The 21,843-nt window shown below is 41.8% G+C and carries 24 protein-coding genes and 1 pseudogene; 13 read left to right on the top strand and 12 right to left on the bottom strand.

All coding sequences use genetic code 11. The annotated features are described in order from the left end of the window. Positions 1-198: 198 nt before the first annotated feature. The 8 genes from CDG79_RS27530 to CDG79_RS27495 form a co-directional block, all read right to left on the bottom strand. Positions 199-1,527, bottom strand: coding sequence for an ATP-grasp domain-containing protein (locus tag CDG79_RS27530; RefSeq protein ID WP_094344948.1), 1,329 nt, complete (start codon positions 1,525-1,527; stop codon positions 199-201). Between the two features lie 156 nt (positions 1,528-1,683). Further along, a complete protein-coding gene (locus CDG79_RS27525) occupies positions 1,684-3,117 on the bottom strand; it encodes an ATP-grasp enzyme (RefSeq protein ID WP_442946257.1) in 1,434 nt (477 codons plus the stop codon). Between the two features lie 116 nt (positions 3,118-3,233). Next, positions 3,234-4,262 carry a D-alanine--D-alanine ligase family protein gene (locus CDG79_RS27520; protein ID WP_094344946.1) on the bottom strand — a complete coding sequence of 343 codons (1,029 nt, stop codon included), beginning with the start codon at positions 4,260-4,262 and terminating at the stop codon, positions 3,234-3,236. A gap of 114 nt (positions 4,263-4,376) precedes the next feature. Then, entirely contained in the window at positions 4,377-5,210 is an 834-nt protein-coding gene (locus CDG79_RS27515; protein WP_094344945.1) for an O-methyltransferase, read from the bottom strand. Positions 5,211-5,214: 4 nt separating this feature from the next. Beyond that, the gene (locus tag CDG79_RS27510) at positions 5,215-6,444 is read right to left on the bottom strand and encodes a sedoheptulose 7-phosphate cyclase (RefSeq protein ID WP_094344944.1); all 1,230 of its coding nucleotides are present in this window, start codon (positions 6,442-6,444) and stop codon (positions 5,215-5,217) included. A 1,985-nt stretch (positions 6,445-8,429) separates the two neighbouring features. After that, entirely contained in the window at positions 8,430-9,176 is a 747-nt protein-coding gene (locus CDG79_RS27505) for a phycoerythrobilin:ferredoxin oxidoreductase (protein WP_094344955.1), read from the bottom strand. A gap of 54 nt (positions 9,177-9,230) precedes the next feature. Further along, the gene (locus CDG79_RS27500; protein WP_094344943.1) at positions 9,231-9,965 is read right to left on the bottom strand and encodes a 15,16-dihydrobiliverdin:ferredoxin oxidoreductase; all 735 of its coding nucleotides are present in this window, start codon (positions 9,963-9,965) and stop codon (positions 9,231-9,233) included. Positions 9,966-10,129: 164 nt separating this feature from the next. Next, on the bottom strand, positions 10,130-10,705 hold the full coding sequence (locus CDG79_RS27495) for a phycobiliprotein lyase (protein WP_094344942.1): 576 nt from the start codon (positions 10,703-10,705) through the stop codon (positions 10,130-10,132). A 116-nt stretch (positions 10,706-10,821) separates the two neighbouring features. On the opposite strand from CDG79_RS27495, the gene CDG79_RS27490 reads away from it, so the two are divergent. Then, positions 10,822-11,661 carry a pentapeptide repeat-containing protein gene (locus tag CDG79_RS27490; RefSeq protein WP_094330066.1) on the top strand — a complete coding sequence of 280 codons (840 nt, stop codon included), beginning with the start codon at positions 10,822-10,824 and terminating at the stop codon, positions 11,659-11,661. A 22-nt stretch (positions 11,662-11,683) separates the two neighbouring features. On the opposite strand, the gene CDG79_RS27485 is transcribed toward CDG79_RS27490, so the two are convergent. Next, complete coding sequence (locus tag CDG79_RS27485; RefSeq protein WP_094344941.1) at positions 11,684-11,884, bottom strand: hypothetical protein; 201 nt, start codon at positions 11,882-11,884, stop codon at positions 11,684-11,686. Positions 11,885-12,033: 149 nt separating this feature from the next. After that, positions 12,034-12,693: a HEAT repeat domain-containing protein gene (locus CDG79_RS27480; protein WP_094344940.1), complete on the bottom strand. Its 660-nt coding sequence runs from the start codon at positions 12,691-12,693 to the stop codon at positions 12,034-12,036. A gap of 2 nt (positions 12,694-12,695) precedes the next feature. On the opposite strand from CDG79_RS27480, the gene CDG79_RS44975 reads away from it, so the two are divergent. From CDG79_RS44975 to CDG79_RS27445, 8 genes are all read left to right on the top strand, one after another. Beyond that, positions 12,696-12,824 carry a hypothetical protein gene (locus CDG79_RS44975; protein WP_262985836.1) on the top strand — a complete coding sequence of 43 codons (129 nt, stop codon included), beginning with the start codon at positions 12,696-12,698 and terminating at the stop codon, positions 12,822-12,824. 4 nt (positions 12,825-12,828) lie between these two features. Further along, positions 12,829-13,410: a phycobilisome protein gene (locus tag CDG79_RS27475; protein WP_094344939.1), complete on the top strand. Its 582-nt coding sequence runs from the start codon at positions 12,829-12,831 to the stop codon at positions 13,408-13,410. Positions 13,411-13,834: 424 nt separating this feature from the next. Further along, positions 13,835-14,698, top strand: a complete 864-nt coding sequence (locus CDG79_RS27470) for a phycobilisome linker polypeptide (RefSeq protein WP_094344938.1) — start codon at positions 13,835-13,837, stop codon at positions 14,696-14,698. A 349-nt stretch (positions 14,699-15,047) separates the two neighbouring features. Next, complete coding sequence (locus tag CDG79_RS27465) at positions 15,048-15,806, top strand: phycobilisome rod-core linker polypeptide (RefSeq protein WP_094344937.1); 759 nt, start codon at positions 15,048-15,050, stop codon at positions 15,804-15,806. A 438-nt stretch (positions 15,807-16,244) separates the two neighbouring features. Then, positions 16,245-16,781: a phycobiliprotein lyase gene (locus CDG79_RS27460; RefSeq protein WP_094344936.1), complete on the top strand. Its 537-nt coding sequence runs from the start codon at positions 16,245-16,247 to the stop codon at positions 16,779-16,781. A gap of 93 nt (positions 16,782-16,874) precedes the next feature. After that, positions 16,875-17,501, top strand: a complete 627-nt coding sequence (locus tag CDG79_RS27455) for a chromophore lyase CpcT/CpeT (RefSeq protein ID WP_094344935.1) — start codon at positions 16,875-16,877, stop codon at positions 17,499-17,501. Beyond that, the gene (locus tag CDG79_RS27450; protein WP_094344934.1) at positions 17,495-17,833 is read left to right on the top strand and encodes a CpeR family transcriptional regulator; all 339 of its coding nucleotides are present in this window, start codon (positions 17,495-17,497) and stop codon (positions 17,831-17,833) included. Before CDG79_RS27455 ends, CDG79_RS27450 begins: the two co-directional genes overlap by 7 nt. A gap of 538 nt (positions 17,834-18,371) precedes the next feature. Further along, positions 18,372-19,430 carry a phycobilisome rod-core linker polypeptide gene (locus tag CDG79_RS27445; protein WP_223278352.1) on the top strand — a complete coding sequence of 353 codons (1,059 nt, stop codon included), beginning with the start codon at positions 18,372-18,374 and terminating at the stop codon, positions 19,428-19,430. A 244-nt stretch (positions 19,431-19,674) separates the two neighbouring features. Here the strand turns inward: CDG79_RS27445 and CDG79_RS44055 are convergent, their stop codons facing one another. Together CDG79_RS44055 and CDG79_RS27440 are read right to left on the bottom strand one after the other, a co-directional pair. Continuing rightward, complete coding sequence (locus CDG79_RS44055; RefSeq protein WP_223278351.1) at positions 19,675-19,812, bottom strand: hypothetical protein; 138 nt, start codon at positions 19,810-19,812, stop codon at positions 19,675-19,677. Positions 19,813-19,847: 35 nt separating this feature from the next. Next, positions 19,848-20,030, bottom strand: a complete 183-nt coding sequence (locus tag CDG79_RS27440) for a hypothetical protein (RefSeq protein ID WP_094344932.1) — start codon at positions 20,028-20,030, stop codon at positions 19,848-19,850. 121 nt (positions 20,031-20,151) lie between these two features. Here CDG79_RS27440 and CDG79_RS27435 point away from each other — a divergent pair, with 121 nt between their 5' ends. From CDG79_RS27435 to CDG79_RS27415, 4 genes and pseudogenes are all read left to right on the top strand, one after another. After that, positions 20,152-20,616 (top strand): hypothetical protein, encoded by a 465-nt coding sequence (locus tag CDG79_RS27435; RefSeq protein ID WP_094344931.1) that lies wholly within the window; start codon positions 20,152-20,154, stop codon positions 20,614-20,616. A 147-nt stretch (positions 20,617-20,763) separates the two neighbouring features. Further along, the gene (locus CDG79_RS27430) at positions 20,764-20,997 is read left to right on the top strand and encodes a hypothetical protein (RefSeq protein ID WP_094344930.1); all 234 of its coding nucleotides are present in this window, start codon (positions 20,764-20,766) and stop codon (positions 20,995-20,997) included. A 17-nt stretch (positions 20,998-21,014) separates the two neighbouring features. After that, entirely contained in the window at positions 21,015-21,224 is a 210-nt protein-coding gene (locus CDG79_RS27425) for a hypothetical protein (protein ID WP_094344929.1), read from the top strand. A 365-nt stretch (positions 21,225-21,589) separates the two neighbouring features. Next, a pseudogene (locus CDG79_RS27415) lies at positions 21,590-21,843 on the top strand (Rrf2 family transcriptional regulator); the annotation flags it as partial.

Raw genomic sequence — 21,843 nt, 5'->3', positions numbered from 1 at the left:
AGCGCTTTGGGGCTTAAAAAATAATCAAACGCGAAAGGAAAGATTTTTTCGTTGGTTCTTAACCTTCGTTGCGATCGAGAGTAATTTAGATGCGTTTGCCTGGCACTGGCTCCCATTAATCCCCTGAGACAAAGCATAGCTTTGGCGGGGTGGGGTGCAATGACTGTGGAAATCATAACTAATTATGCGGACATGATATTACTCTATAAGCTCGCCCATATTAAAATCTATTCTTATCCAACCTTTAAGTCTTCGTAAGTTGTCGAGAATGAGTAAGGGAATCTGCCAGTGATGTACCATCAGGAATGGTAAGGGATCGCTCACCTCAAACATTGCTTCTTTCCCCCGTCTGATGTTTCTTACCCAGGTTTGCAGTTGCTTAAACGATCTAATCTCATTTAGCCGCCAAACTTCGTGGTACAGCCAATAGGTTGGCTTACTATCACCAAGAGGCTGCAAAGATTCAGCCAGAGGATCTTTACCAAGATAGGCATCCGCTACTCTTGGATGATTGTAAAACATCGTAATGGCGGAGTGAGTCCGGGGGTTACACTCAATCGCGTAAACAGTTCCGTCTTCTGCCTCGATGAAGTCAAAGGAAAGTTGCCCGGTTTTTCCTAGTTCTTTGGTAAAATGACTCGCCCATTGCATAATTTCTAGCCGATCAACATTTTCGTAGTTGACTTGAAAGGCAGATGACTCACAGCAGCAGTACATTCGTGACTCTCCATCTCGCGCGGTAGTGTGAGTGCAGTATTCCTTTCCAGGAATGAATTCCTGCATAATCCAGGGATTCTCCTCACTGATGGGCAGACTCTTGACAAATGCAGCTGTTTCTGATTGTGTATCGCAAGGTAGCTTAGTGAGATTCAAGCGACGTATTTGATCGTAGGGGATGCTTTTAAGAATGTATTTGCGCTTCTCCTGAGAAAAGTCGAAGTTGAGGACTTGTTCGGGATCGGTAATTTTGAAGGATTTGGGGACAGATAAACCGAACGATCGCGCTGTTTCGGCAAAGGCAAACTTGTCATCCAGGATCTTGGTGACATCAGCATCGAAGTGGAAAAATTCACAAAAGTCTGGTAATGGTGGCTTGCCGCGATCGTAGTGGATGACGGAAAAAATCGCTACCGGGATAAAAAAGTCGATCTTTTCTGTTTTGGCGATCGCGTGTAGGGTTTCAACGTAGCCTTCTAAGTCTTTGCTGGGATCGGGAACGGTATAAAAGCCTGCAACAGAGTTGGAATATTTGTTACCACTTGACCAGAATTTCTCAATATCAATTATAATAACCCGATGCCCAGCAGCATGAAATGAACGCGCTAGCTGAAGCGTTTTAGTCATTCTAGCGCCAGCGATCAAGATATTTTTGGAGTTGGGGTTGACAATAATTGGCTTACTGAATGGTTGCTTAAGAAAGTTCCACAGTAGCGAAGTTAAGACGACGATGCAGTTTAAGGGAAATGCTAACGCCAATAATCCAAGAGTGCCCAAGTTTTGGAACACTACAAAAATATACTTTTTCATAATTATAATTTTGACATGATAGTGGAATCAGTTCTTGGTGCAGAGGAAGAGGTTAAGAAGATAAGGAAATGCAATCCTGCTTTTGCTTCCTTTTTTTAACGATTTAATTCATTAAGTCTCCAAAATTCGTGAGCAAGCCTATTTATTGGCTTACTATCATTTAGAGATTGCAGAGATAGAGGTTTTATATTTCACGTCTTCTCCAAACTGTATGAGTTTCCCGATGCAAAAATCAATCCTCACCCAGGTTTTCAAGGAGCGCAAACTATCGAGTAATAGTAAAGGAATGTGCCAGTGATGTACCATTAAGAACGGTAGTGGATCGTTAACTTCAAAGATTGCATCTTTTCCTCGCCAAATATTTTTAACCCACTTTTGCAATTGCTTTAACGATCTAATTTCATTAAGTCTCCAAAGTTCATGATAAAGCCAATAAGTGGGCTTACTATCACTCAGGGGTTGTAGAGTTTCAATCGGAGGCTCTTTACTGAGATAGGCATCCGCTAAACCTGGATGGTTGTAATACATTGTAATTGCAGAGTGAGTCCGAGCGTTGCACTCGATCGCATAAATCGTCCCATCTTCCGCCTGAATGAAGTCAAAAGAGATTTGTCCAGTCAGTTGTAATTCTTTGACAAAATGACTCACCCACTGCTTAATTTTTGGGCGATCAACGTTTTCGTAATTGACTTGAAAAGCAGATGATTTGCAGCAGCAGTGTACTGTTAATTCACCATTTCTCACTGTACTGTGAGTACAGTATTCTGTTCCAGGAATAAACTCTTGCAATATCCAAGGGTTATCTTTACTAATTGGCTTACTTTTAACATGAAGCGCCATTTTTTCGTGAGACTCCATTGGTAGCTTGGTTAGATCCAAGCGTAAAACAGAGTCATAGACAATGGTTTTGAGAATATATTTGCGCTTTTCGTTGGCAAAATCGAATTTAATAACTTGCTCTGAATCTGTAATTAGAAAAGTTTTCGGGACAGATAGCGAGAGTGAGCGGGCAATTTCTGCAAAGGTAAACTTGTTATCCAGCATCTTCATTGTATCAGCATCGAAGTGGAAATTCTCGCAACAGCTTGATAACACTGGTTTACCCTCGGAGTCAAAGTAGCTGCCAGCGAAAATGCCTACCGGAACAAAAAAGTCTATGTTTTCTTTTTTAGCGATCGCACGCACGCTTTGAGTATAGCCTTCTAAATCTTCTTGCGAGTCAGGAACTGTATAAAAGCGAGCCACAGCGTTGGAAAATCGATAACCACTGAACCAGTATTTATCAAGATCAAATAAAATGACTCGATGCCCAGCAGCGTGAAACGATCGTGCAAGCTGAAGGGTTTTGGTCATTCTACCACCACCGATCAAGATATTTTTGGAATTCTCGTTTAAAACCACTTGCGTGCTTAACGATCGGTTGAAAAAATTCCACAGCAGCAATATGAGTACGACGATGAAGTTGAAGGGAAATACGATCGCCAATAGTCCAAGAGTGCCCAAGTTTTGGAACACTGCAAAAATCTGCTTTTTCATAGTTGTAATTATGACATCATACTGGAACCTATCAACGACTGAGGATTGTTTCATCTTCTATTCATCGCCATATACAGTGAGCGTTACATTCGAGTTTTATTACTTGCAGCTAGCGAAGACTTTATGCTATTCCAATTCAGAAGAAAGCTAAAAAGGTGATTTGCCGTTCATCAAATCGTGCCCAACGCTTCATTGATTGCCGTCATAAATAACTCATTTAAAGGGATTCCCACTGCGTTCGCTGTACAGGCAATCACCGCTTTGTGGTCAAAAATACAAAACAACCCGGCTTCTAAAAACCAAGGTTCTCCCTGTGGGTCGATTCGGAAGTCAAATAAACTATAATGCCGACAGCCCAAAGCCAAATGACACTTCTTAACTTCTTGCTGAACCTTTTGGGTAATTGGATCATTAATATCTACAATCCAACCTGGAACATAATTTTTAGCAGTTGAAGCTAAGTCGCCCTCGATTGGTATTTTGAATTTGTCAGTATAGCTGCGGATAGGTCTTACTTCCGGGTCTATCTGATACTCTTCAAGGGGTAAACTGATTAGCTCCCCATTTTTGACAATGGCACCGCATCTGACTTCTCGACCGGCTTCTATGAATGTTTCTACGATCACTTCCGAAGCAAATTCAAATGCTTTCTTCAGGGCAGCATCATACTCACTAACCTCTTTAACTAAGGACACCCCTAAAGAGTTGTCAGCATTTGCGGGTTTAATGACTGCTGGAGGTGTAATTGTCGGAACGTCTCCTTGGCGGAGCAATTCTCCACGAGGTACTTTCACCCCTGCTGCTGCGACAATTGCTTTCGTTTTGGCTTTGTGAGCCGTTATTGCCATGACATCTGGAGTATTACCTATGTAAGGGATCTTAAGCAGGTCGAATAGGGCGCGGTAATGCGTCATTCCAGGGATACAAAACATTTGTGGCAACATAAGGTCAATGTTTTGCGCTGTTATAACCTGTATTGCATCTAACAGAGTCATCGGTTTGGCGACAGCTATATCTTCAGGACTGAGAGAGGAAGGAAATCGCCACTGGCGATCGGGTGTGATGTATGCAATCAGAAAGTCATAGAGTGATGGATTTGCTGTAGCTACCAGACAGCTTTGGGCGTAATTGCGTGACAACTCACAGTAAAAATCATTGTATGCAGATCCAACTAAATGAAGGATACGAAGTACTGGCATGATTCATCCTCCATTGATTTTGCCATAAGTCTTTGAAAGTAGGGAAAGATGAGGCAGCAGGGGAGGCAGGGAGAGAAAGAATTGTCCCCTTGTCCCCTTGCTTTTATCCCTCGATTACGTCATGCGTCTAATCAGAGTTATACCATCTCGGATGGGTAACAGAACTTGCTCTACACGAGGATCGGCGGCGACAGCACGGTTGAACTGAGCGATCGCTTCACCATTGGCGGTGCGTTGTTGGGGTGGTAAGTAAACTTGTCCCTGCAACAAAGTATTATCCACGCAGATTAACCCGTCAGGAGCTAGCAAGTCACTATCTAAGATAGTCTGGAAGTACTCTACATACTCCTTTTTATCGGCATCAATGAAGATTAAATCAAATGATTCTTTTCTTGCTGCCAGCTTGTGGAGTGTCTCTAAAGCGGGTGCTACTTCTACAACGATTTTATTACCGTGTGCAGATTCACTAAAGCAAGCTTGAGCAAATTGGGCTACATAGGAGTCAACCTCACAACCGATAAGTTGCCCATCGCTTGGTAGTGCCTCTGCCATTGCCAAGGCTGAATACCCTGTAAACATTCCTACTTCTAGGATGCGCTTTGCCTTGGTCATGTGAACAAACATTTTCAATGTCTGTCCTTCCAGATGTCCTGAGAGCATTTCTTGTTCTAATTGACGCACTGTTTCACCATCGCTGAAACGTTTACTCCAGTCTTCAATGCTTGTTCTTTGCGCCAATGCTCTCAATGCACTCGATTCTGGAGTGGTGTAATCATCCAGATAGGGATCTAAACCCGCCGCTAATTCAACTCCCTGACGCAGAGAATCTAATATCTCTATGGGAATATTGCTTTCTTCTGCTAATTTCAGAGTTTGCTGTAGCTGCGCTACTAAAATACTGTGTGGCGTTATGGGCCTCGCTGTTTCTCGTCCTAAAACACTTGTCATGTCTTCACACCCCCAATAGTTGAGCTTCTTGACTTTCGATGTAGGCATCAACGCCTTCACCGTCACGAGGGTATTTAGCACAAAGACGTTTATGTTCAGCTAAGGCCGCATCAAGTTCTTCACGAGTCAAATCGTTGACAAAGAAGCACTCACCAATAGGCCGAGGCATGGCTGCGCGTTGTTTGCCGTCTCGTGTCAAGCTTATAGACTGGGTAGCATACCACAATAAATCCCCATCTAGTAGAGGATGATCTAGTGATAGACCGATGCGACTCATTAAGTCTAGAATGCGATCGCGCTCAAGAGTTGGAATATAGCCTCGTTGTGCTGCTATGGTTGCAGACAAAGCCATATCTATATTGACGGCATGACCATGATATAGGGGTACATGAGGCGCTAACTCTAGGGTAGGACTCCAAGTGTGGCCGTAGGCTATGACGCGATCGAGGTCGATTTCATGCAAGTTTGGAGTCTCTAACTCCAGCATAGTTTTGATTGCTTCGTAGTTGAGTTTATGGGCAATCTCTTTAAGTTCCGGTGTCCCATTCACCTGTCCAAAGTGAGTGGAAAGTAGTTCTTCGCCATATTCGTATAGCATTTCAAAGACTTGCGAGTTAGAAACTACAGCAATTTTTACTAACTCTGCCATCCCATTACGAACTTGAGCCGTTGGTAAGGTTTTCAAAAATGAGAAATCGAGGATAACTTTCAAAGGTGCATGATATGCTCCCAAGCGATTTTTTAACTTGCGATGATTAACTGCTACCTTAATCGCTACACCTGCATCGATTAAACCAATTAACGTTGTCGGAACCCGAATGAAGTTACTCTTGCGACGGTAAGCAGCGCAAGCAAACCCAGCCACATCAGTAATTAGACCACCACCAACGACTAAGACTGGTTCCTTACGAACTAAGCCAAAGTCCGAAAAAGCGTCAACAATTTTCTCAAAGCTTGCAAGGGTTTTAGCTGGCTCTGTAATGATGATGGGAAATACTGTCAGATCAATGTCATAGTGCCTAAAATATGACTTGATCTGTTTTCCATAAAGTTCATAAACATTGGCATCAATCACAGTCAGACAGCGACCAAATTTAGCATAGCTATCTGCTATTTCTCTGTTGTTAATATCAAATGCACCGTTCACATAGACAAGACTAAAATCGATTTTTTCGTAACCTTGCACGTGAAATGCAGTTTCTGTAGCTTCAAAGGATGCTTGAACCTTATTCATTTCTGTTGACCTTTATTGCAAAAAATGGGGATATTTTGGTAATAATTGCGATTTACCTGAATGCACGCCAGCAATAAATTATGCTTTTTATCTTTATTAGATAAAAGTCACGACAAAATTAGCTTTCAATAAAAAGCTAACAGTTATTACTGACTCGCAATGTTATTAAACAACGCCACTCATTTGAGTAAATTCTGTATTTGGGTTAACCTTTAATTCGGCATAACCTCAAAGTAATCAACTAGTCCCACTAGCAAAATATTGACATAATACTTGCCTGTTTCTTCCGGGATTGTTGATTTTAAATTTGTGGAATACATCTTATATATATAAGATGTATTCCACTATATTTAAATCTAATGGCTTTCCAACTGTACGATTCCGCAAAAAATCTACCCTAGAAAACTGTTCGTATTGTTGCTCTCCAAGCTTCAATTTGAGATTAGAACCCTGATTAATCGTTAGTTCGCTGTTTTCTAGCATTTGTATCAAACCTTATATCATTAAACTTGTTACATTGTATTTGCTTCAGAGTGACAGTAGAGTTTTAGGAAGTTTATCTACATTTTTATTAACTCCACTATCTCCTATGTTTGTCTCTAGCAAATTTCCGACTATTAGACTGTGTAAAACTCCTACTTTTAGTAAACTACTGATATTGTCTATTAATTGTCTATCCCCAGGCTGACATTTGAGATTAGAACCCTGATTAATCCTCAGTTAACTGTTTTTTAACATTAGTCTCAAACCATAAAACTGCTAAAAACAAAGGTCAATCAGTACACTCTATTCAGGATGACAGGATGACTCATCTTGAATTCAGTCAAGTTAATGCTCAGTATTCAACATACCTGCCTCGGTAACTCTTGAAAACTCAGGATTTAAAGATATCTGAGTTAATCGTAACAAAACTTTAACTTTGTTAAGGAACAGTTGTGTATTAAAAACTTTCTAAGTTTGCTTGAATTGGCTTTCTAGCTATAAATTAGGTTATTTTAGCTTAAACTAGCAAAAAGCTTCCTGATTGCTAACTTAAAAGCACAATACAAATCATAACATTAAAAGTATACAAATCATAACAGATTTAAATATATTTAAGTCAATCCACCATCCGAAGTGTACTGAGTGACCAAATATTTTTAATAAAGTATGTCTAAAGATTGATATTTTCTCCAGTAGTCTCTATAGCACTTACTAGTAAAAAATATGCTCCGCCCTCGATGAAAACTTTCTCTTGCGAAAGCATCACTCTGAATTTTTCTCCATCGCTTACAAGAAGCTCTAAGTAATCGAAAATAAATATTTATACATTCATTCAGTTTGAGACTGAATAAGGGGTTCAGGTCAAAATTTGTGTAATTAATTTTGTCTTAGGGACTTCCAAAAAATAAAATATACAGTAGGGTGTGTTAGGCGAAAGCCGTAACGCACCGAGATATCTGGCGGTGCGTTACGCTGTCGCTAACGCACCCTACAAAATTGGATATTTTTTTAATTGGAAGTCCCTTAAGCTGTTCTACATTTAAATTGATTGCATAAGCTGGGCGGGTAATATCATGTCCGTTTAAGGACTTATCATGAAGACCGCAATTCTTGCTGGGGGGCAGGGGGAAAGAGGGTTTTCCAATTTTTGCACAGATATGGGAATCATAACTAATTAACCGGACATGATATAATATGCCCACCGTACAAGAATTATATTTAATTCGATTATGCAAATTAAATGTTTTTTGTCGTACTATTTATATCAAGTTCGGATAATTAAGTAGGCAGGCACAAATAAATATAACTATGTAACGAAAAGTAAAAGCGGCGAAAACCTTGTGATTGCTTCACTCCACTTCGTTGCGTTCGCAATGACATAGTTATAAATTTTCTCAGCCACCTACTTAGTTATAATTCCTACATCTGTACAAAAACTTAAAAACCTTTTTTCCCCCTGCTCCCCTGCCGTCTTAATAATAAGTCTTTAACCGAACACGAGCTTAGTTGATGGCTGTTAATTTTCTCTCTAGGTCAAATAAGAAGCCGTGGATATACTCTTCAGTCCATTCGGCACCATAGAAGCGTTTAAACATCCCTCGTGCTGGGTCTTTTTCAGCCCGATATCGCAGGTATCGCAATTGGGCTTGCTCAATCGCTACTAAATTTTGGGAATCTGTTACTGCTTCAGCCTGCTCTACGAAATCCAGATAAGCTTTTAAATAGTCTTTGAAAGCAGCAAACACTTGAGTTTCTACTACAGCCGTTTCTTGGGGACGAGTCCACAAAAAAGCGGGAGAGAAAAAAGGCTGCGCTTCTTCAGGGAAATCTCCTCCCCAAGATAGATGCTGTTGATGGGTGTGGAAAATGGGCAGAATTGGTTCGGTATATTTTGCCTGATATGCTAGATCGTCACGAAATAAAGGCTGCATATCCAAAGCAATTAGGTGTCCTCCTGGCAATGTCACCAGATCCGCCCCAAAAAAGGGTAAATCGTAGTTGAGGCGTGGGAAAATCACAAAATTCAGCACTTGCAGCGAATTACCACCCTGAACATGAGCAGCACGAATTTGCCGTAATTTTGGGGTTTGAAAGGCGTAACTTGTGGTGACAACCTCTTCCTCATTTTTGCCTTTGCCCACAACAGCGCTCTTAGACTCAAACCCAGTGGGAATCGGGTAGGGTTGTAAGTCTAAGCGCGATCGCATATAGGCGATCGCATAATCCAGAAATGGCTGATAAAGTGTCACGTCGCTTCGCTCCAATTCAAAATTCAAAATTAATAATCCCCAATCCCCAATCAGTTATCTTTTGCTTGCACTAACTGCTAAGGGAACAGCATCTTCAAATAAGAATTCATGGAGAAAGCGCTCCGACCATTCATGACCAAAGTAACTGCTAAACAAACCAGATGCTGGATCTCGGTCTGCACTATATTGGTCATAGTCTTTTTGAGCTTTAACAATCCGTTGGATATCTTCTGGATCTTGGAGTGGTTTTGCATCTGCTAGCATTTGCCAATACAAGTTTAAATAATCTTGAAAAGCTTCAAACACTCGCGTTGCAACTGTTTCAGGATCGGTTTTGGCAAACAATAGGTATTTAGAAAAATACTGATTGGCATCGTAAAACTTCATTTCTAAGTTTTGTGCCAAATCCGGGTATTTATTATGGAGAGATTGTAGCGGAACTATATATTTGTTTTGATAATCCTCATCCTGGAATAAAGGCTGAAAGTCAAGCACAATAAGGTTTTTGACTTTACCAAAGGATAAAAAATCAATCCCTAACAGAGGTAGATCGTAGTGATGGCTAGGATAAACCACGCTGTTAAAAATTTGGGCGCTCTCTCCGGCATCAATGTAGGTATAGCGAATTTTCCGCAACTCTTGAGATTGGTAACACCAACTGCGAATAGTTGCTGGGTTTTTGCCGCGATCGCTAACTTTGAATTCCAAACCAGGGGGAATGACCCTACTTTGTAAATCAAAGCGCTGAAATAGCTCTTTTTCTAAAAATTCCAGGAAAGGCTTATACATAGAGCATTACTTATTAACCCTTGCATGAAAATAAATGATGTCAAACATGCACGTCTCATTTATGAGAAACAAAGCAACATTCCTTAATGGGGAATTGGGAAGAGGCAGAGGGGAAAGAGGTAATTTTCTATTCTCCCTCTTACCCCCTGCTTCTTCCCCACTCCCTACCTCGCATGATTCCGACCGATCATTTGCTCTAGCAGTTCTTGGGAAACACAACGACGTTCAGAGCAATAAGTCATTAAGTTGATACCGTTCATCATTCGCACGGTACTGACTCTGACACGAAAATCATCCGTAATAAACCAACAACGTTCTTGACCTTGGTTATTGTCATAGTCAGTATCAATCGTCAGTACTCCATCATCGGCAAACTGATATCGGCTCACGACGGGAATGCTCTCAACATAGCCCTGGTTGCGAATCAGTTTTCCAGAACGCCTCGTTTCGTCGGGAACATCAACCAAAATGGCAGCATTATCTGTATTCGGTAGCCTGGTATCTAGGTTAGCCTGCCATGCAAAACTAGCACCGCCTGTTGCTTTGCTAGGGTCTATCCCTTGGGCTTTACAGACTTCTTGGACTTTCGGATCGTTCTTTTCTATAACTTGAATAATCAAATTCGACTCCCCCGACTCATCGGCTGCTGAGTCAAAATGATGAACGGAGCGTTCCGTAAACCATGTACCCTCGCTTTTACGGAAAAAGTCGATCATTGACAAAGGCGGTATTAGATGCATCTGTTTTAAAACCTCGTTTTATCAAATTTTGGCGTTCTTGAATACTGACTAATAAGATGAAGTCCCGATTTCGCTAAAGTGTAGAATAACTCCAAAAGTTATATTTTTATCAACTGATGACAAATAGTGAAATTCAACTTATTACAAGCGTTCGCCCAAGTCCACCTCCAGAAATCTTAAAAGCCCTCAAAGGTGGAATCCCTGTGGATAGGGTCGATTTGTACCAATTCAATCTCAGGGAAGTCGATTTCCAACAAGCTAACTTGAGCAAAGCCAAGTTACTAGGAGCCGATCTGAGGGATGTAGTTTTGAGTAATGTCGATTTGAGTGGGGCAGATTTGCGAGGCGCTAATCTGCAAGGAGCGGATTTGAGTGGGGCTAATTTGCAAGGAGCTTATTTAAATCGTGCTAACCTCCAACAAGCAAATCTCAGTGGCGCAAATTTGGAGGGAGCCAAACTGCAAGTAGCGCGTTATGATACACAAACGAAATGGCCCCAAGAATATAACTACAAAACTTCGGGCGCGGTGGGGCCGGGTGCTAATCTTAATGGTGCTTTTCTCAATACAGCTTCTTTACGAAACGCAGATTTACAGGGTGCTAATCTGCGTGGAGCCTACTTGAGTGGTGCTGACTTGACGGGAGCAAATTTGCAAGGTGCAGCTTTAAGTGGCGCTGACCTGACAAAAGCTTATTTAACTGGGGCGTGCTTGCGGAATGCTCGATTGACAGGAGCCGATTTGCGGGATGCAGACCTACGAGCAACTGACCTCTGTGACGCAGAGATGGAGCATCTTCAAAGTATTGCTGGGGCAGATTTTACTTTAGCCCAAGGACTCACAGAAGCAACTCAAGCCATGCTTAAAAGCCGTCCATATTCCGAACTCGACGCTTGGAACGCCTACACTCGCACAACAACTCGTGAGAGTTTGAATGCTTTACCAATACAGGGCTGAGTTGTGAGTTTGGAGTTATGAGTCATAAAGGCTGCCAGTTCTTTTTTAGGAGTGCTAAAAATGTAGCGTATCCTTCAGAAAAACCTGGCGGGTCGGGTAGAACATATTGTGGAAATTCTTTATACGATCGCCAGGGTTCCGAAGCATTGTGCCGCAAATGTAAAGTACATTCTGAGGAACCTGGTAGTCGCCAAGTCATTTGACCAGTTGGTATATCAGTCACAAATGCCTCCTCATCTCGAAAAAGTTGATCTTTTATTCCAGATTTTGGCAGATTACCCGGATATTTTGGTCAAATTTAAGGTAAAATAATATATGGGCTATTGTTCAAATGAGTTCGATCGCAATATTCCGCACAAATCCACATCGTTATTAGGGCAACAAATCTTCTAAAGCAGCGCCGACAACCTGATGCTCTTCATCCTTTCTGAGTTGGTTTAGGGCTACTTTGGCTTCTGGCTCGTCAAATCGTTTGAGGGCATAACTAACTCGGACGCGCATCCGCCAAGATTCATCATTCACTAAGGTTAGTATTTGGGATAGTGCCGCACTATTTTGGCTAGAATTAGCTAGTAAGCCGAGTCCATCAACAGAGGATTCCTGAACTGTGAAATCTTCATCTTTCAAACCCTGGACGCAGATATCAAATAGTTCTTCGGGACAATCCATTTCCGCGATCGCAGCTAAAATGCTTCGCTTAACTAGCCAGTGGTCATCCTGATAAAATGCCATAACTAGATGAGAAACTGCGACTCTGCCAAATAGCGATAAAGAATTTGCCGCTTCAGCCCGCACGTTGGGAGTATCATCAAACTTCATAATTTGCATCAAAGCAGCGAAAGATTCTGCTGATTGTTGATTACCCAAACCCCTAGCGACAAAAGAACGCACTAAAAATTCTGAGTCATGAAGTTTAGTCGTTAGCAGAGGAACTGCAACTTCTGATTCATAATCATTAAGGGCTGCGATCGCCTTCAGACGATAGTGAAAATCTGGGTTCTTCAGTTCAGTTTGGATTTGATGGATTTCCATAAGTGCATTTGGTAGAGCTATCTTTACTTTATTTTACAGATGTCAAAAAATGGCGATCGCATTTGGGAAGATTTATGTCAAAAAATGGCGATCGCATTTGGGAAGATTTAACTCAATGCCTAATGCCCTAAACCAATGACTCAATTAAGCGAAACCGTCAAAGAATTAATAGTCAAAGCAAGAATTATCAGCTTTGCTAAGTGGGAACAGTCCCATTCAAAAGCAGCGATCGCCATATTCCAAGCTGCGGATGATGCTTTCCGTTATCTGAGCGATGAAGACTTGTCACAGATTACAACCTTATCACCCAATAATTCTGAGTTGATTCCTGTTGCTCAATTGTTACGCGATCGCGCCACCGAAATTGTTGATGAAGCTAGAGAGCAGGTTTTAGCAACCTATCCTGAAATTATCCAGCCTGGAGGTGGTCTTTATCCGTCTGAACGCGCCCAAGCTTGTTGGCGAGATTTTTGGCATTTTCTCCGTTGTATTACCTATGGCATCGCAGGTGAACACACTGAGTATACAAATCCCACAGGACTGCACTATATGAACTTGCTCTATCAGGAATTACAAGTTCCATTAGATGCCATGCTCTTAGGCTTAAAAAGCATCAAGGCTGCTAGTTTGAAACCCCTTCCAGCCCATCAGCAGGAAACTCTTGCTCCCTATTTTGACCATTTGATCGGCCAACTAGCTACTTTCCAAATTCGATAAGGTTTTTAGTAAGCGGCTCGATATGCTTACGAAGAGCCAATTTAATTAAATTTACATTAGGTAACATAGTTTGATTTATTCTTACCCACTTACCAAGATGAGGCTTCGTAACTCAACCCAATTAATCCTCTTGCTCAAGGGATGACAAAAATATCATTACCTGTATCCCAATCGCAAATCAAATACTAAAAACAAGCTGAGACTTCTCTCAAGTATTATCTAACTTAATAAATTTTAATAAATATGGTTTCAGCATCGTATCAGAATGTATAAAGGCGTTAAGGATGTAAAACTGAAATCATCAAGGCTAATAAGGATTTAAAGTCTCCATGACCTCTCCTTCATCACAACGATGTAAAGTTTTTTTAACATCTGCTGAATATCCTTCTCATAAAATTTAGTTGTTAACTGGGAGATAGTTTGAATGGCTTTTGGACCAGCATCACGATTAGGGGTCGCTCTGTTTGAAGATACCGATCCTATCGATCTGTGGCCAAGTCGCTCTAATGAGGAAGTTGAAGCCGTAATTCGAGCAGTTTATAAGCAAGTTCTAGGCAATGCTTATGTAATGGAGAGTGAGCGGCTTTCCGTTCCTGAATCCCAACTCAAAGGGCGTGAAATTAGCGTTCGTGAGTTTGTGCGTCAAGTTGGGAAGTCGGAACTTTACCGTTCGCTGTTTTTTGATAGCACCCCCCGCTATCGGGCAATTGAATTAAATTTCAGACATTTTCTTGGTCGTGCGCCATTGGATCTAGAAGAAACGCGTACACACAGTACGATTCTGGATACAAAAGGCTTTGAAGCTGAGATTGATTCATATCTAGACAGCGACGAATACCAAGAGAACTTTGGGGAAAACATTGTGCCTTATATCAGGGGCTACAAAACCGAAGCTATCCAGAGTTTGGTTCAATTTACCCACTTATTCCAACTAGTACGTGGTTCATCTAGCAGCAGCCTGAAAGGTGATTTAGCTGGTAAACAACCAAAATTGAACAGTCTGGTAATTCAAAGCACGCCGACCGCCGTGATTTCACCAGCCAGCAAAGGCGCTGCATTCCGCAAGCCAGTATCTACGCCTCGCACTCGTCAAGGTGTGGGAGCTAGTGAGGATGGTAAGGTATACCGAGTTGAAGTCACTGGTTATAAGGCAAATGTGGTAAATAACATTTCCAAGTTTCGCCGCAGCAACCAGGTCTTTTTCGTGCCATACAATCAACTTTCACAAGAGTATCAACGGATTCACAAGCAAGGCGGTGTGATTGCCAGCATTACTCCTGTCAACTAAAGAATCTATAAACTGAGCTTGGGAAAAAGGTGAGCATGACCAAGATTGTTTAAAGAAGAGAAATTGGGGATTAGGGATTAGAGATTGGGGAAGAATTTCCGCAGTACTCAGTCTCCAGTCGCTAATACCCGGTGTTGATAGTTCATCAAAAGCGATCGCTCATCTAGGGTTTACTCAATTCTGCCGTCAGTTGTCATATACGAAGATATTTAACGCACTTTAAAAAACTAAAGTTTTACAAATGCTAGTCAGTAGCAAAAATAACTGGCAGCTGAGGCGAAAATCTACCTCCATCAGGGGGAGAATGCTCGAAAATTTCATTTAATTCACGTTTTAAGGAGATACTTCCATGTCACTTTGGGCTATTGATTCACCGAATGTTGAACTGCGTCCTAACACCAGCGAAAGCGAACTACAAACACTGATTAGAGCAGTTTACAAACAGGTTTTGGGAAATGCTCACTTGCTAGAAAGCGAGCGCCTAGCCTCTGCTGAATCGCAATTGCGCGATCGCAAAATCAGCGTCCGCGAATTCGTCAACATCGTTGCAAAATCAGAACTCTATCAATCCCTGTTTTTTAGTTCTTCTTCTCAGTATCGGTTTATCGAACTGAACTTTAAACACCTGCTAGGTCGTCCTCCTGCCGATCAAGCAGAAATTTCCGAACACGTCCGTATCTACAACGAACAGGGCTACGATGCTGAAATCGAATCCTATATCGATAGCGAAGAGTATCAGCAGAGTTTTGGCGAGAATATTGTCCCTTATCCTCGCAGCACTAGCTCCCAAGTAGGGATTAAGAATGTTACCTTTAACCGCACCTTTACCTTACTCAGAGGAGTAGCTACCAGCGATAGCGATCGCAAAGCCAAACTGATCGGCGATTTAGGTTCAAACTTACCCACATCGATCAAGGCTCCTGCTGCTGGTTCTAGTGTAAACAGCACCAGCAAGCGCTTCTTGATTAAGGCAGTCAAAGGTTCAGCTAATCTCCGTACTCGTTTGGGCAACCTCGAATATATAGTTAACTACAACCAACTGTCTGGACAAGTGCAAAACATTCACAGAACGGGCGGCAAAATCATCAGCATCACTGAAGTTGCTTAGATTTTCCTAAGTACGGGGCTGAAGAAATCCACTTGGTTTAGTGATATTTTGCCCCGGAAGATACCCCAACCCCCCTTAAAAAGGGGGGCTTAATTCCCTCCTTTTTAAGGAAGGTTAGGGAGGAGCAAGCCTTTGACCAAGGTATTGGAAGGAGGAGAATAAGAACTCAAAACTCCCAAATGCAGTTGTGGTCAATGAAGCTAGTATATAAATTGGGAGAATAAATATTAAGCCAAGATATCCCTTAAACCCGGATTTCTCACCACACCTCTCAAAGCCCGTGCTTGTGCAGGGGAGCAGGGGAGCAGAGGAGCAGGGGAGAGTTCAAATACCAAGTTCTTTCCCCTCTGCCCCTCTGCCCCTCTGCTCTATCAAACGCCTGAAGCTTGTGAGAAATGCGGGTTAAATTCTAGGCTACTTTTTAAAATCACTTTTCTAATGGAAATTACTGAATTCTTTGAACTTTCAATTGGACGATGGCGATCGCAGCGTAGCGGTCATCATTTAGCATTCGCCCACTTTGAACAAGTACTGTCTGACATTAATATTGAGTCTCTATCCAGCAGCGATCCGGCAGTACTAGCAATCTGTCAATTGTATGACACTGACCCCGCCAGTATCACTCATCCTTTTCGGATGACTTGGGAGGGCGAGTCAGACTGGGACGATAAACCAATCTCTGGTAGTACCGTGCTGGTGCCAATTCCAGATAGAGAAAATCCTTCTAGAGGGAAACTCCTACGTGACAAAGGATACGCCGAAACAATCCCAGCAGTGGGTGAATATCACTTGAGTGACGATGGTATTTTTACCCTGCTGACAGCTTATGAACTCGCTGCTGCTGAAGAACGAATTTGGTTTGCTACCCCAAATCTGAGGTTTCGGGTAGCGACAATTAAAACCAGTGATGGGAAAGGCGTAACAACAGCTTCCTTTTCTTCAGAGATTCGCTCTTTGTCAAGTTCGACCAGTTAACAAATATTAGGTTAAAACATAACAAGGATACAAGCTTCTAAATTTATTTATGGGGATTATTAATTTTGAATTTTGAATTCGGAGTGAAGCGACGTGACTATAGCGCCCAGTGAATCTAGCGCCAACGCTAGCGATTTGCTCACCTTAGCCTGTTGGATGGCAGGAGATTTTAGCAACTACAAGCAATCTTTTGCAAATCCGCAACTTTACGCCCACATTCACATTTTTTTCCGTCCTTTACCGATTGAATTTTTTTCTGCCATCGGTTTTTATTCAGAACAAGTCTATGACCACGATTTATGGACACCTTATCGCCAAGGAGTACATAGATTCGTTGATTGTGGCGATCGCATTTATATCGAAAATTACAGCTTGAAAGACCAGATGCTTTATGCAGGTGCTGCTCGTGAATTAGATATCCTCAAAACCATCACCCCAGAGAGCATTGAACGGCGTTATAACTGTTCAATGGTTTTCCAACGAGAGGGTGAAATGTTTCGGGGTAACGTCGAGGGCAATCAATGTCTGATTAACCGCAATGGATGCCAAACATATCTTGTCAGCGAAGTAGAACTAACCGAGCATACTTGGATAAGTCTAGATAAAGGTATGGATATTGAAACCCACCAACAAATATGGGGATCGACTGCTGGCCCTTTGCAGTTTGAAAAAAGGGAAAGTTTTGCTGATGAATTACTTGCAGTGAGAGCATTATGTTGATTCAGCTTGAATCTGTTAAATATAAAATGTTACCTCCACTATCTGAAAAAAAGATGCGTTGCTGGATTCGCAGCCGCCACTTAATTTGTTCGGGTAACTTTTTTATATTCGAGACATTAGAATACACAACGATTGAAAGATTTTCTGAATGTGTTGCTTCTTTAGGAGGAACAGTAATATCCGTCGATCCCGTTAATAAAATTTGGATGGGCGATCATCGCCAAGTAATTTTATATCAGGCAAAAGCTAGTTTACATACCCCTCATCATACTTTGAAACAATACTGGATAAAATACGGTGGTTTCTACACTAGATTTGATGAGCGAGCTTGAAAATTACTTTCCTACGGAAATTATTCTGACATTTTGAATTTTAAATACTCCCCAAGGGGGTTGACGGCTAATTGTTAATGTTTAATTGCTAATTGTTTACTATAATTAGCTGTTACTTATTAACAGTTAGCCGTCTAAGTTTGTTAGAAAATGTAACTAAAAAAGTCCTCAAAACTTGATAAATTAATCCTGACTGTAAAGGGAATTAAAATTTGTTAGTGCTTATACTGATTACGTCTGAGATTGCTTTAAAACTTGGGACTTAAGACAAGGTAAATTCGACGGCTCATATAGTAACCGCCTAATTAGCTTAAATATTGAAACCTCTAAGAGGTTTTACTACGCAAAACTATTCCTCTCCGAGTTGGAGAGAAACTTGAACATTAGTTCAAGGTAGGGAGAGGTTTGTCAAACTCATGTTAAGCCCTAAGTCTTACCAAGCTTTCTTTTATGCAGTCTCATAAAGAATTGGTATTAGCTTTACCATGTAACCATTAACAAATACTTAGCTCCCATTACCTTTAACAATTTAGATTTCTTGCCAACATCCTCAACTCAGCCATTAGTTCCTCCTACCTACATTAACCCCATGCAGACTTTCGTAAACGATCAAACCAGACGAAGCCAATATCAAGCCTTTCGCCAAGCAGAACCCATCGAACTGTGGACTACTGCTTCACCTGATGACATTGAAATTGTAATTAGGGCAGCTTATCGGCAAGTGTTGGGTAATGCTTACATTATGGAAAGTGAACGGCCGATCGTTCCCGAATCCCAACTCAAGCAAGGTATAATCGATGTCCGTGAGTTTGTGCGTCAGGTTGCCAAATCAGAGTTGTATCGCTCCAGATTTTTTGATAACGTTTACCGCTACCGTGCTATTGAACTAAACTTCAAACACTTACTAGGACGCGCTCCCGATGATTATTCTGAGACGATACATCACAGCTATATTCTTGATGAGCAGGGTTTTGAGGCAGATATTGATTCTTATTTAGATAGCGATGAGTATTTAGATGCCTTTGGGGAGAACATAGTGCCATATTACCGGGGCTACAAAACCCAGACGGGCAAAAAGATATTGGAATTTAGCAATATGCTGCAACTGCTGCGGAGCAATTCCAGTAGCGATAAGAACCTAGTAACCAATAATAAACCTCAACTGGTGCGATCGCTAATTAACAACACTCCTTACGGTAAACAGAAACCCACGGATGTGAGTGCAATACTTGCTGAAATATTCAAGCCAAAACCAGAAACTGCTGCTCCAGTTAATCCGTTTATTGCAGCTCGTACAGAAGCTGAACAAGGCTTACGGCAAAAGATTCAAGAGCAAGAAAGCCAGATTGCAACTTTGCAACAACAACTAGCAGACTTAAGACCCTTTGCCAACATCGGTACAACAAAATTCAGTAGTAGTTGGCAGTCTTCCAGTTACGTAACCAGCACAGGTGAATATACATCTTTACAACAACAAGCTGACGCGCAAGCAAAACAGATTGCAGCTTTGCAAGAGCAAGTTGCTGATGCCCGACGTTCTGCGACAATTGGGGAAGCCCGATTGAATAAGTGGCGCAGTCGCGTTTTTAATGGTTAATTTCTTTACGAATCGCACCCCCGAACTCTATTCGGGGGAGTATGTCAATCTTCACTCTAGATAATTGCGTGCTGGGGAAGTTACATGCCCCATATTGATCAAGGCATAAGTGTAATCTCCTTTTTCCCAAAATACTATGAAGCACCCAAATGGGTAGAGCGAACGTGGATCTTTGCAATGCTTAGTTGAGGCGTGGATCCTCAGCCTGCCTATTCTTGCATCAAAACCGCCGTCTTTGTATATTTTAAACTCCTGATTCTTCTAATAACTTCACAGCATCCGCAATTATTCCTGTTCTTTTGGTTGCATCAAGTTCATAATCGGTCATGCAAATTATGGGGTAATCACGATTTTTATATCTCAGCTTCATGTGACGTATCATGTAGTTTCCTGGGTAAGTGTGCAGACATCAAAATATCACCGCTCGGTAAACTCGTTAACCGCATCGCTTCTCTGGTGATAAAGGGTGTTTCCGCGCCGGGGTTTACGCAGTGGCGCGGGTGCTTGCTCCATATAGTCTCCACGGGCACTAGGCAAATGTGGAGAGGGAGCGCAATGCATAAGCTTTACAGGCAGTTCTTTCTCTAAGGAGGCTGCCATCTCTCCTTGTTTTGTAAATATCATGCGTATAATCAAACATAATATCATCTTTTTAGAATCATACGCATAATTGGGCTAAAATCATGCGTAGGATTCAATGTTAAAATCATGCGTAGGATTTATGAATGCAATAGATGACAAACGAAGACGTGAAGAAGGACTCCAAGAAGCACGGCTGGTACGACGAGAGGAAACAGCGAATGAACCTAACGCTGACTCCGACCGCAGCCCATCACCTGGATACGATATCTCAAGCTCAAAACACGAGCAAATCGGAAGTGATCGAAACAATGATTCGAGACAAAATGCAGCAGTCGCTATCTGCTGCGGAAATGAAGATCCTGGGAAAATTAAACAGCGCCTCAGCCTGATAGAGCGGTCGTTTTTGTCATACGTTCGCAGTCATCAGCAACGCCTGGAAGCACGTCTTGATGAAAGTCGAGCGCTAGAACAAAATTTTTTAGACTCTCTCAAAGAGCTTGAGCGCGAAATTAATTCTTTAACTTCACAGTCTCAAAAAAACGAACACCCTGACCTGGAAGAATCTCCTGAGCTAGAAATAACACAGACTGAAGAAAATTCTTAAACCGTCCTGCCTACTGTGGCTAGGGCGGTTTTGTTTTTGCGATCGCAGTGGGGTTGAGGGGGTTGAGTGCGATCGCACTTGGTGGAGATTGTGCGTAGCTTGCCGCCTTCGGCATCGCGGTAACTAATGACTAATGATTAATGACCAATGACCAGAGATGAAGCGCTAGAACTGATATCCGTTGAAAAACCCTGCTTTTACACAGGCAGATTCAAATACTTGAGAAATCAGCGCTGGTACATCAAGGAAGTAACACAACAGGGAGCGATAGTTAACTCAAGACCAGGACGCTTGGATTATAACGACTGTCACGTCTTGGGACTGGGTAATTTAATTACCGAAGATGAATGGAAATCGCACCAAGGGCGCGATCGCAGTTGACTAATGACTAATGACAAATGACTAATAACAAACCAAAGAAAAAGACTCAGGTATTCAGAAGCGGACAAGTAGAAGGCTACGAAGTGGGACTGACACTTGAAGAAATAGAATGTCATGCCTGTGGCGGCGGCGGCGAAGTTGCGGACGACGACGGAGATGGCAATGAATACACAGAACCTTGTAGCGAATGCGACGGAGCCGGTCTTGTGTATGTCTCGATCGACTAACTAAAAAAACCAAAAAGCCACCGGAAGATTTGCTGATCGTGGTGGCTCCTTGAATAATAACTAATAGTATTATGCCAGAAAATAGCATACAAAAACAAGCTTCTTATCCACGACCCAAAGTTGTCTCTATCTCTAAAAACACCGAGAAGAGAGAGCCAGCTAAGTATAATAAACCCCATGGAATCATCCCCTTAGCAGATATTTCATGGATGACCACGCATGTCTCCGACGGGTTTGGTCAAGATAGCGAACATTTTCTAATGCCTCCTTAACCATCGAACCAGTGAAATTCATATAGCGGTTTTCACTTGAGTGAGAGACAATTAAATGTACTATAGAGATTAAATAAGTAAAATTTGTCACCAATGAAAGCATACTCCATAGATTTGCGGCGGAAAATTACGGAAACTTATGAACGCGAATCTATATCTCAACGTAAGTTGGCACAGAGGTTTAGAGTAGCCCCAAGTTTTATATATAAACTGCTTAAACAATACAGAGAGAAGGGGACGCTAGGAGCCAAGAGTCATGGAGGTGGTCAAAGTCTGAAACTGAGTCCAGAAAACATAATAGTTCTGGGAGAACTAGTAGAACACAAGAATGATGCCACCTTAGAGGA

Origin of the sequence: Nostoc sp. 'Peltigera membranacea cyanobiont' 232, from assembly GCF_002245985.1 — a bacterium.
In the GTDB taxonomy this organism is placed as follows: Bacteria; Cyanobacteriota; Cyanobacteriia; order Cyanobacteriales; family Nostocaceae; genus Nostoc.
Note: the sequence above shows the minus strand (reverse complement) of the source record. Positions and strands in the feature narration are given on the sequence as shown.

What these genes read in the sequence shown, in the direction of transcription:
- CDG79_RS27530 (WP_094344948.1), bottom strand. Translation starts at nt 1,527, where the DNA reads ATGAAAAAGTATATTTTTGTAGTGTTCCAAAACTTGGGCACTCTTGGA.
- CDG79_RS27525 (WP_442946257.1), bottom strand. Translation starts at nt 3,117, where the DNA reads ATGAAACAATCCTCAGTCGTTGATAGGTTCCAGTATGATGTCATAATT.
- CDG79_RS27520 (WP_094344946.1), bottom strand. Translation starts at nt 4,262, where the DNA reads ATGCCAGTACTTCGTATCCTTCATTTAGTTGGATCTGCATACAATGAT.
- CDG79_RS27515 (WP_094344945.1), bottom strand. Translation starts at nt 5,210, where the DNA reads ATGACAAGTGTTTTAGGACGAGAAACAGCGAGGCCCATAACGCCACAC.
- CDG79_RS27510 (WP_094344944.1), bottom strand. Translation starts at nt 6,444, where the DNA reads ATGAATAAGGTTCAAGCATCCTTTGAAGCTACAGAAACTGCATTTCAC.
- CDG79_RS27500 (WP_094344943.1), bottom strand. Translation starts at nt 9,965, where the DNA reads ATGTATAAGCCTTTCCTGGAATTTTTAGAAAAAGAGCTATTTCAGCGC.
- CDG79_RS27495 (WP_094344942.1), bottom strand. Translation starts at nt 10,705, where the DNA reads ATGCATCTAATACCGCCTTTGTCAATGATCGACTTTTTCCGTAAAAGC.
- CDG79_RS27490 (WP_094330066.1), top strand. Translation starts at nt 10,822, where the DNA reads ATGACAAATAGTGAAATTCAACTTATTACAAGCGTTCGCCCAAGTCCA.
- CDG79_RS27480 (WP_094344940.1), bottom strand. Translation starts at nt 12,693, where the DNA reads ATGGAAATCCATCAAATCCAAACTGAACTGAAGAACCCAGATTTTCAC.
- CDG79_RS27475 (WP_094344939.1), top strand. Translation starts at nt 12,829, where the DNA reads ATGACTCAATTAAGCGAAACCGTCAAAGAATTAATAGTCAAAGCAAGA.
- CDG79_RS27470 (WP_094344938.1), top strand. Translation starts at nt 13,835, where the DNA reads ATGGCTTTTGGACCAGCATCACGATTAGGGGTCGCTCTGTTTGAAGAT.
- CDG79_RS27465 (WP_094344937.1), top strand. Translation starts at nt 15,048, where the DNA reads ATGTCACTTTGGGCTATTGATTCACCGAATGTTGAACTGCGTCCTAAC.
- CDG79_RS27460 (WP_094344936.1), top strand. Translation starts at nt 16,245, where the DNA reads ATGGAAATTACTGAATTCTTTGAACTTTCAATTGGACGATGGCGATCG.
- CDG79_RS27450 (WP_094344934.1), top strand. Translation starts at nt 17,495, where the DNA reads ATGTTGATTCAGCTTGAATCTGTTAAATATAAAATGTTACCTCCACTA.
- CDG79_RS44055 (WP_223278351.1), bottom strand. Translation starts at nt 19,812, where the DNA reads ATGATACGTCACATGAAGCTGAGATATAAAAATCGTGATTACCCCATA.
- CDG79_RS27440 (WP_094344932.1), bottom strand. Translation starts at nt 20,030, where the DNA reads ATGGCAGCCTCCTTAGAGAAAGAACTGCCTGTAAAGCTTATGCATTGC.
- CDG79_RS27435 (WP_094344931.1), top strand. Translation starts at nt 20,152, where the DNA reads ATGAATGCAATAGATGACAAACGAAGACGTGAAGAAGGACTCCAAGAA.
- CDG79_RS27430 (WP_094344930.1), top strand. Translation starts at nt 20,764, where the DNA reads ATGACCAGAGATGAAGCGCTAGAACTGATATCCGTTGAAAAACCCTGC.
- CDG79_RS27425 (WP_094344929.1), top strand. Translation starts at nt 21,015, where the DNA reads ATGACTAATAACAAACCAAAGAAAAAGACTCAGGTATTCAGAAGCGGA.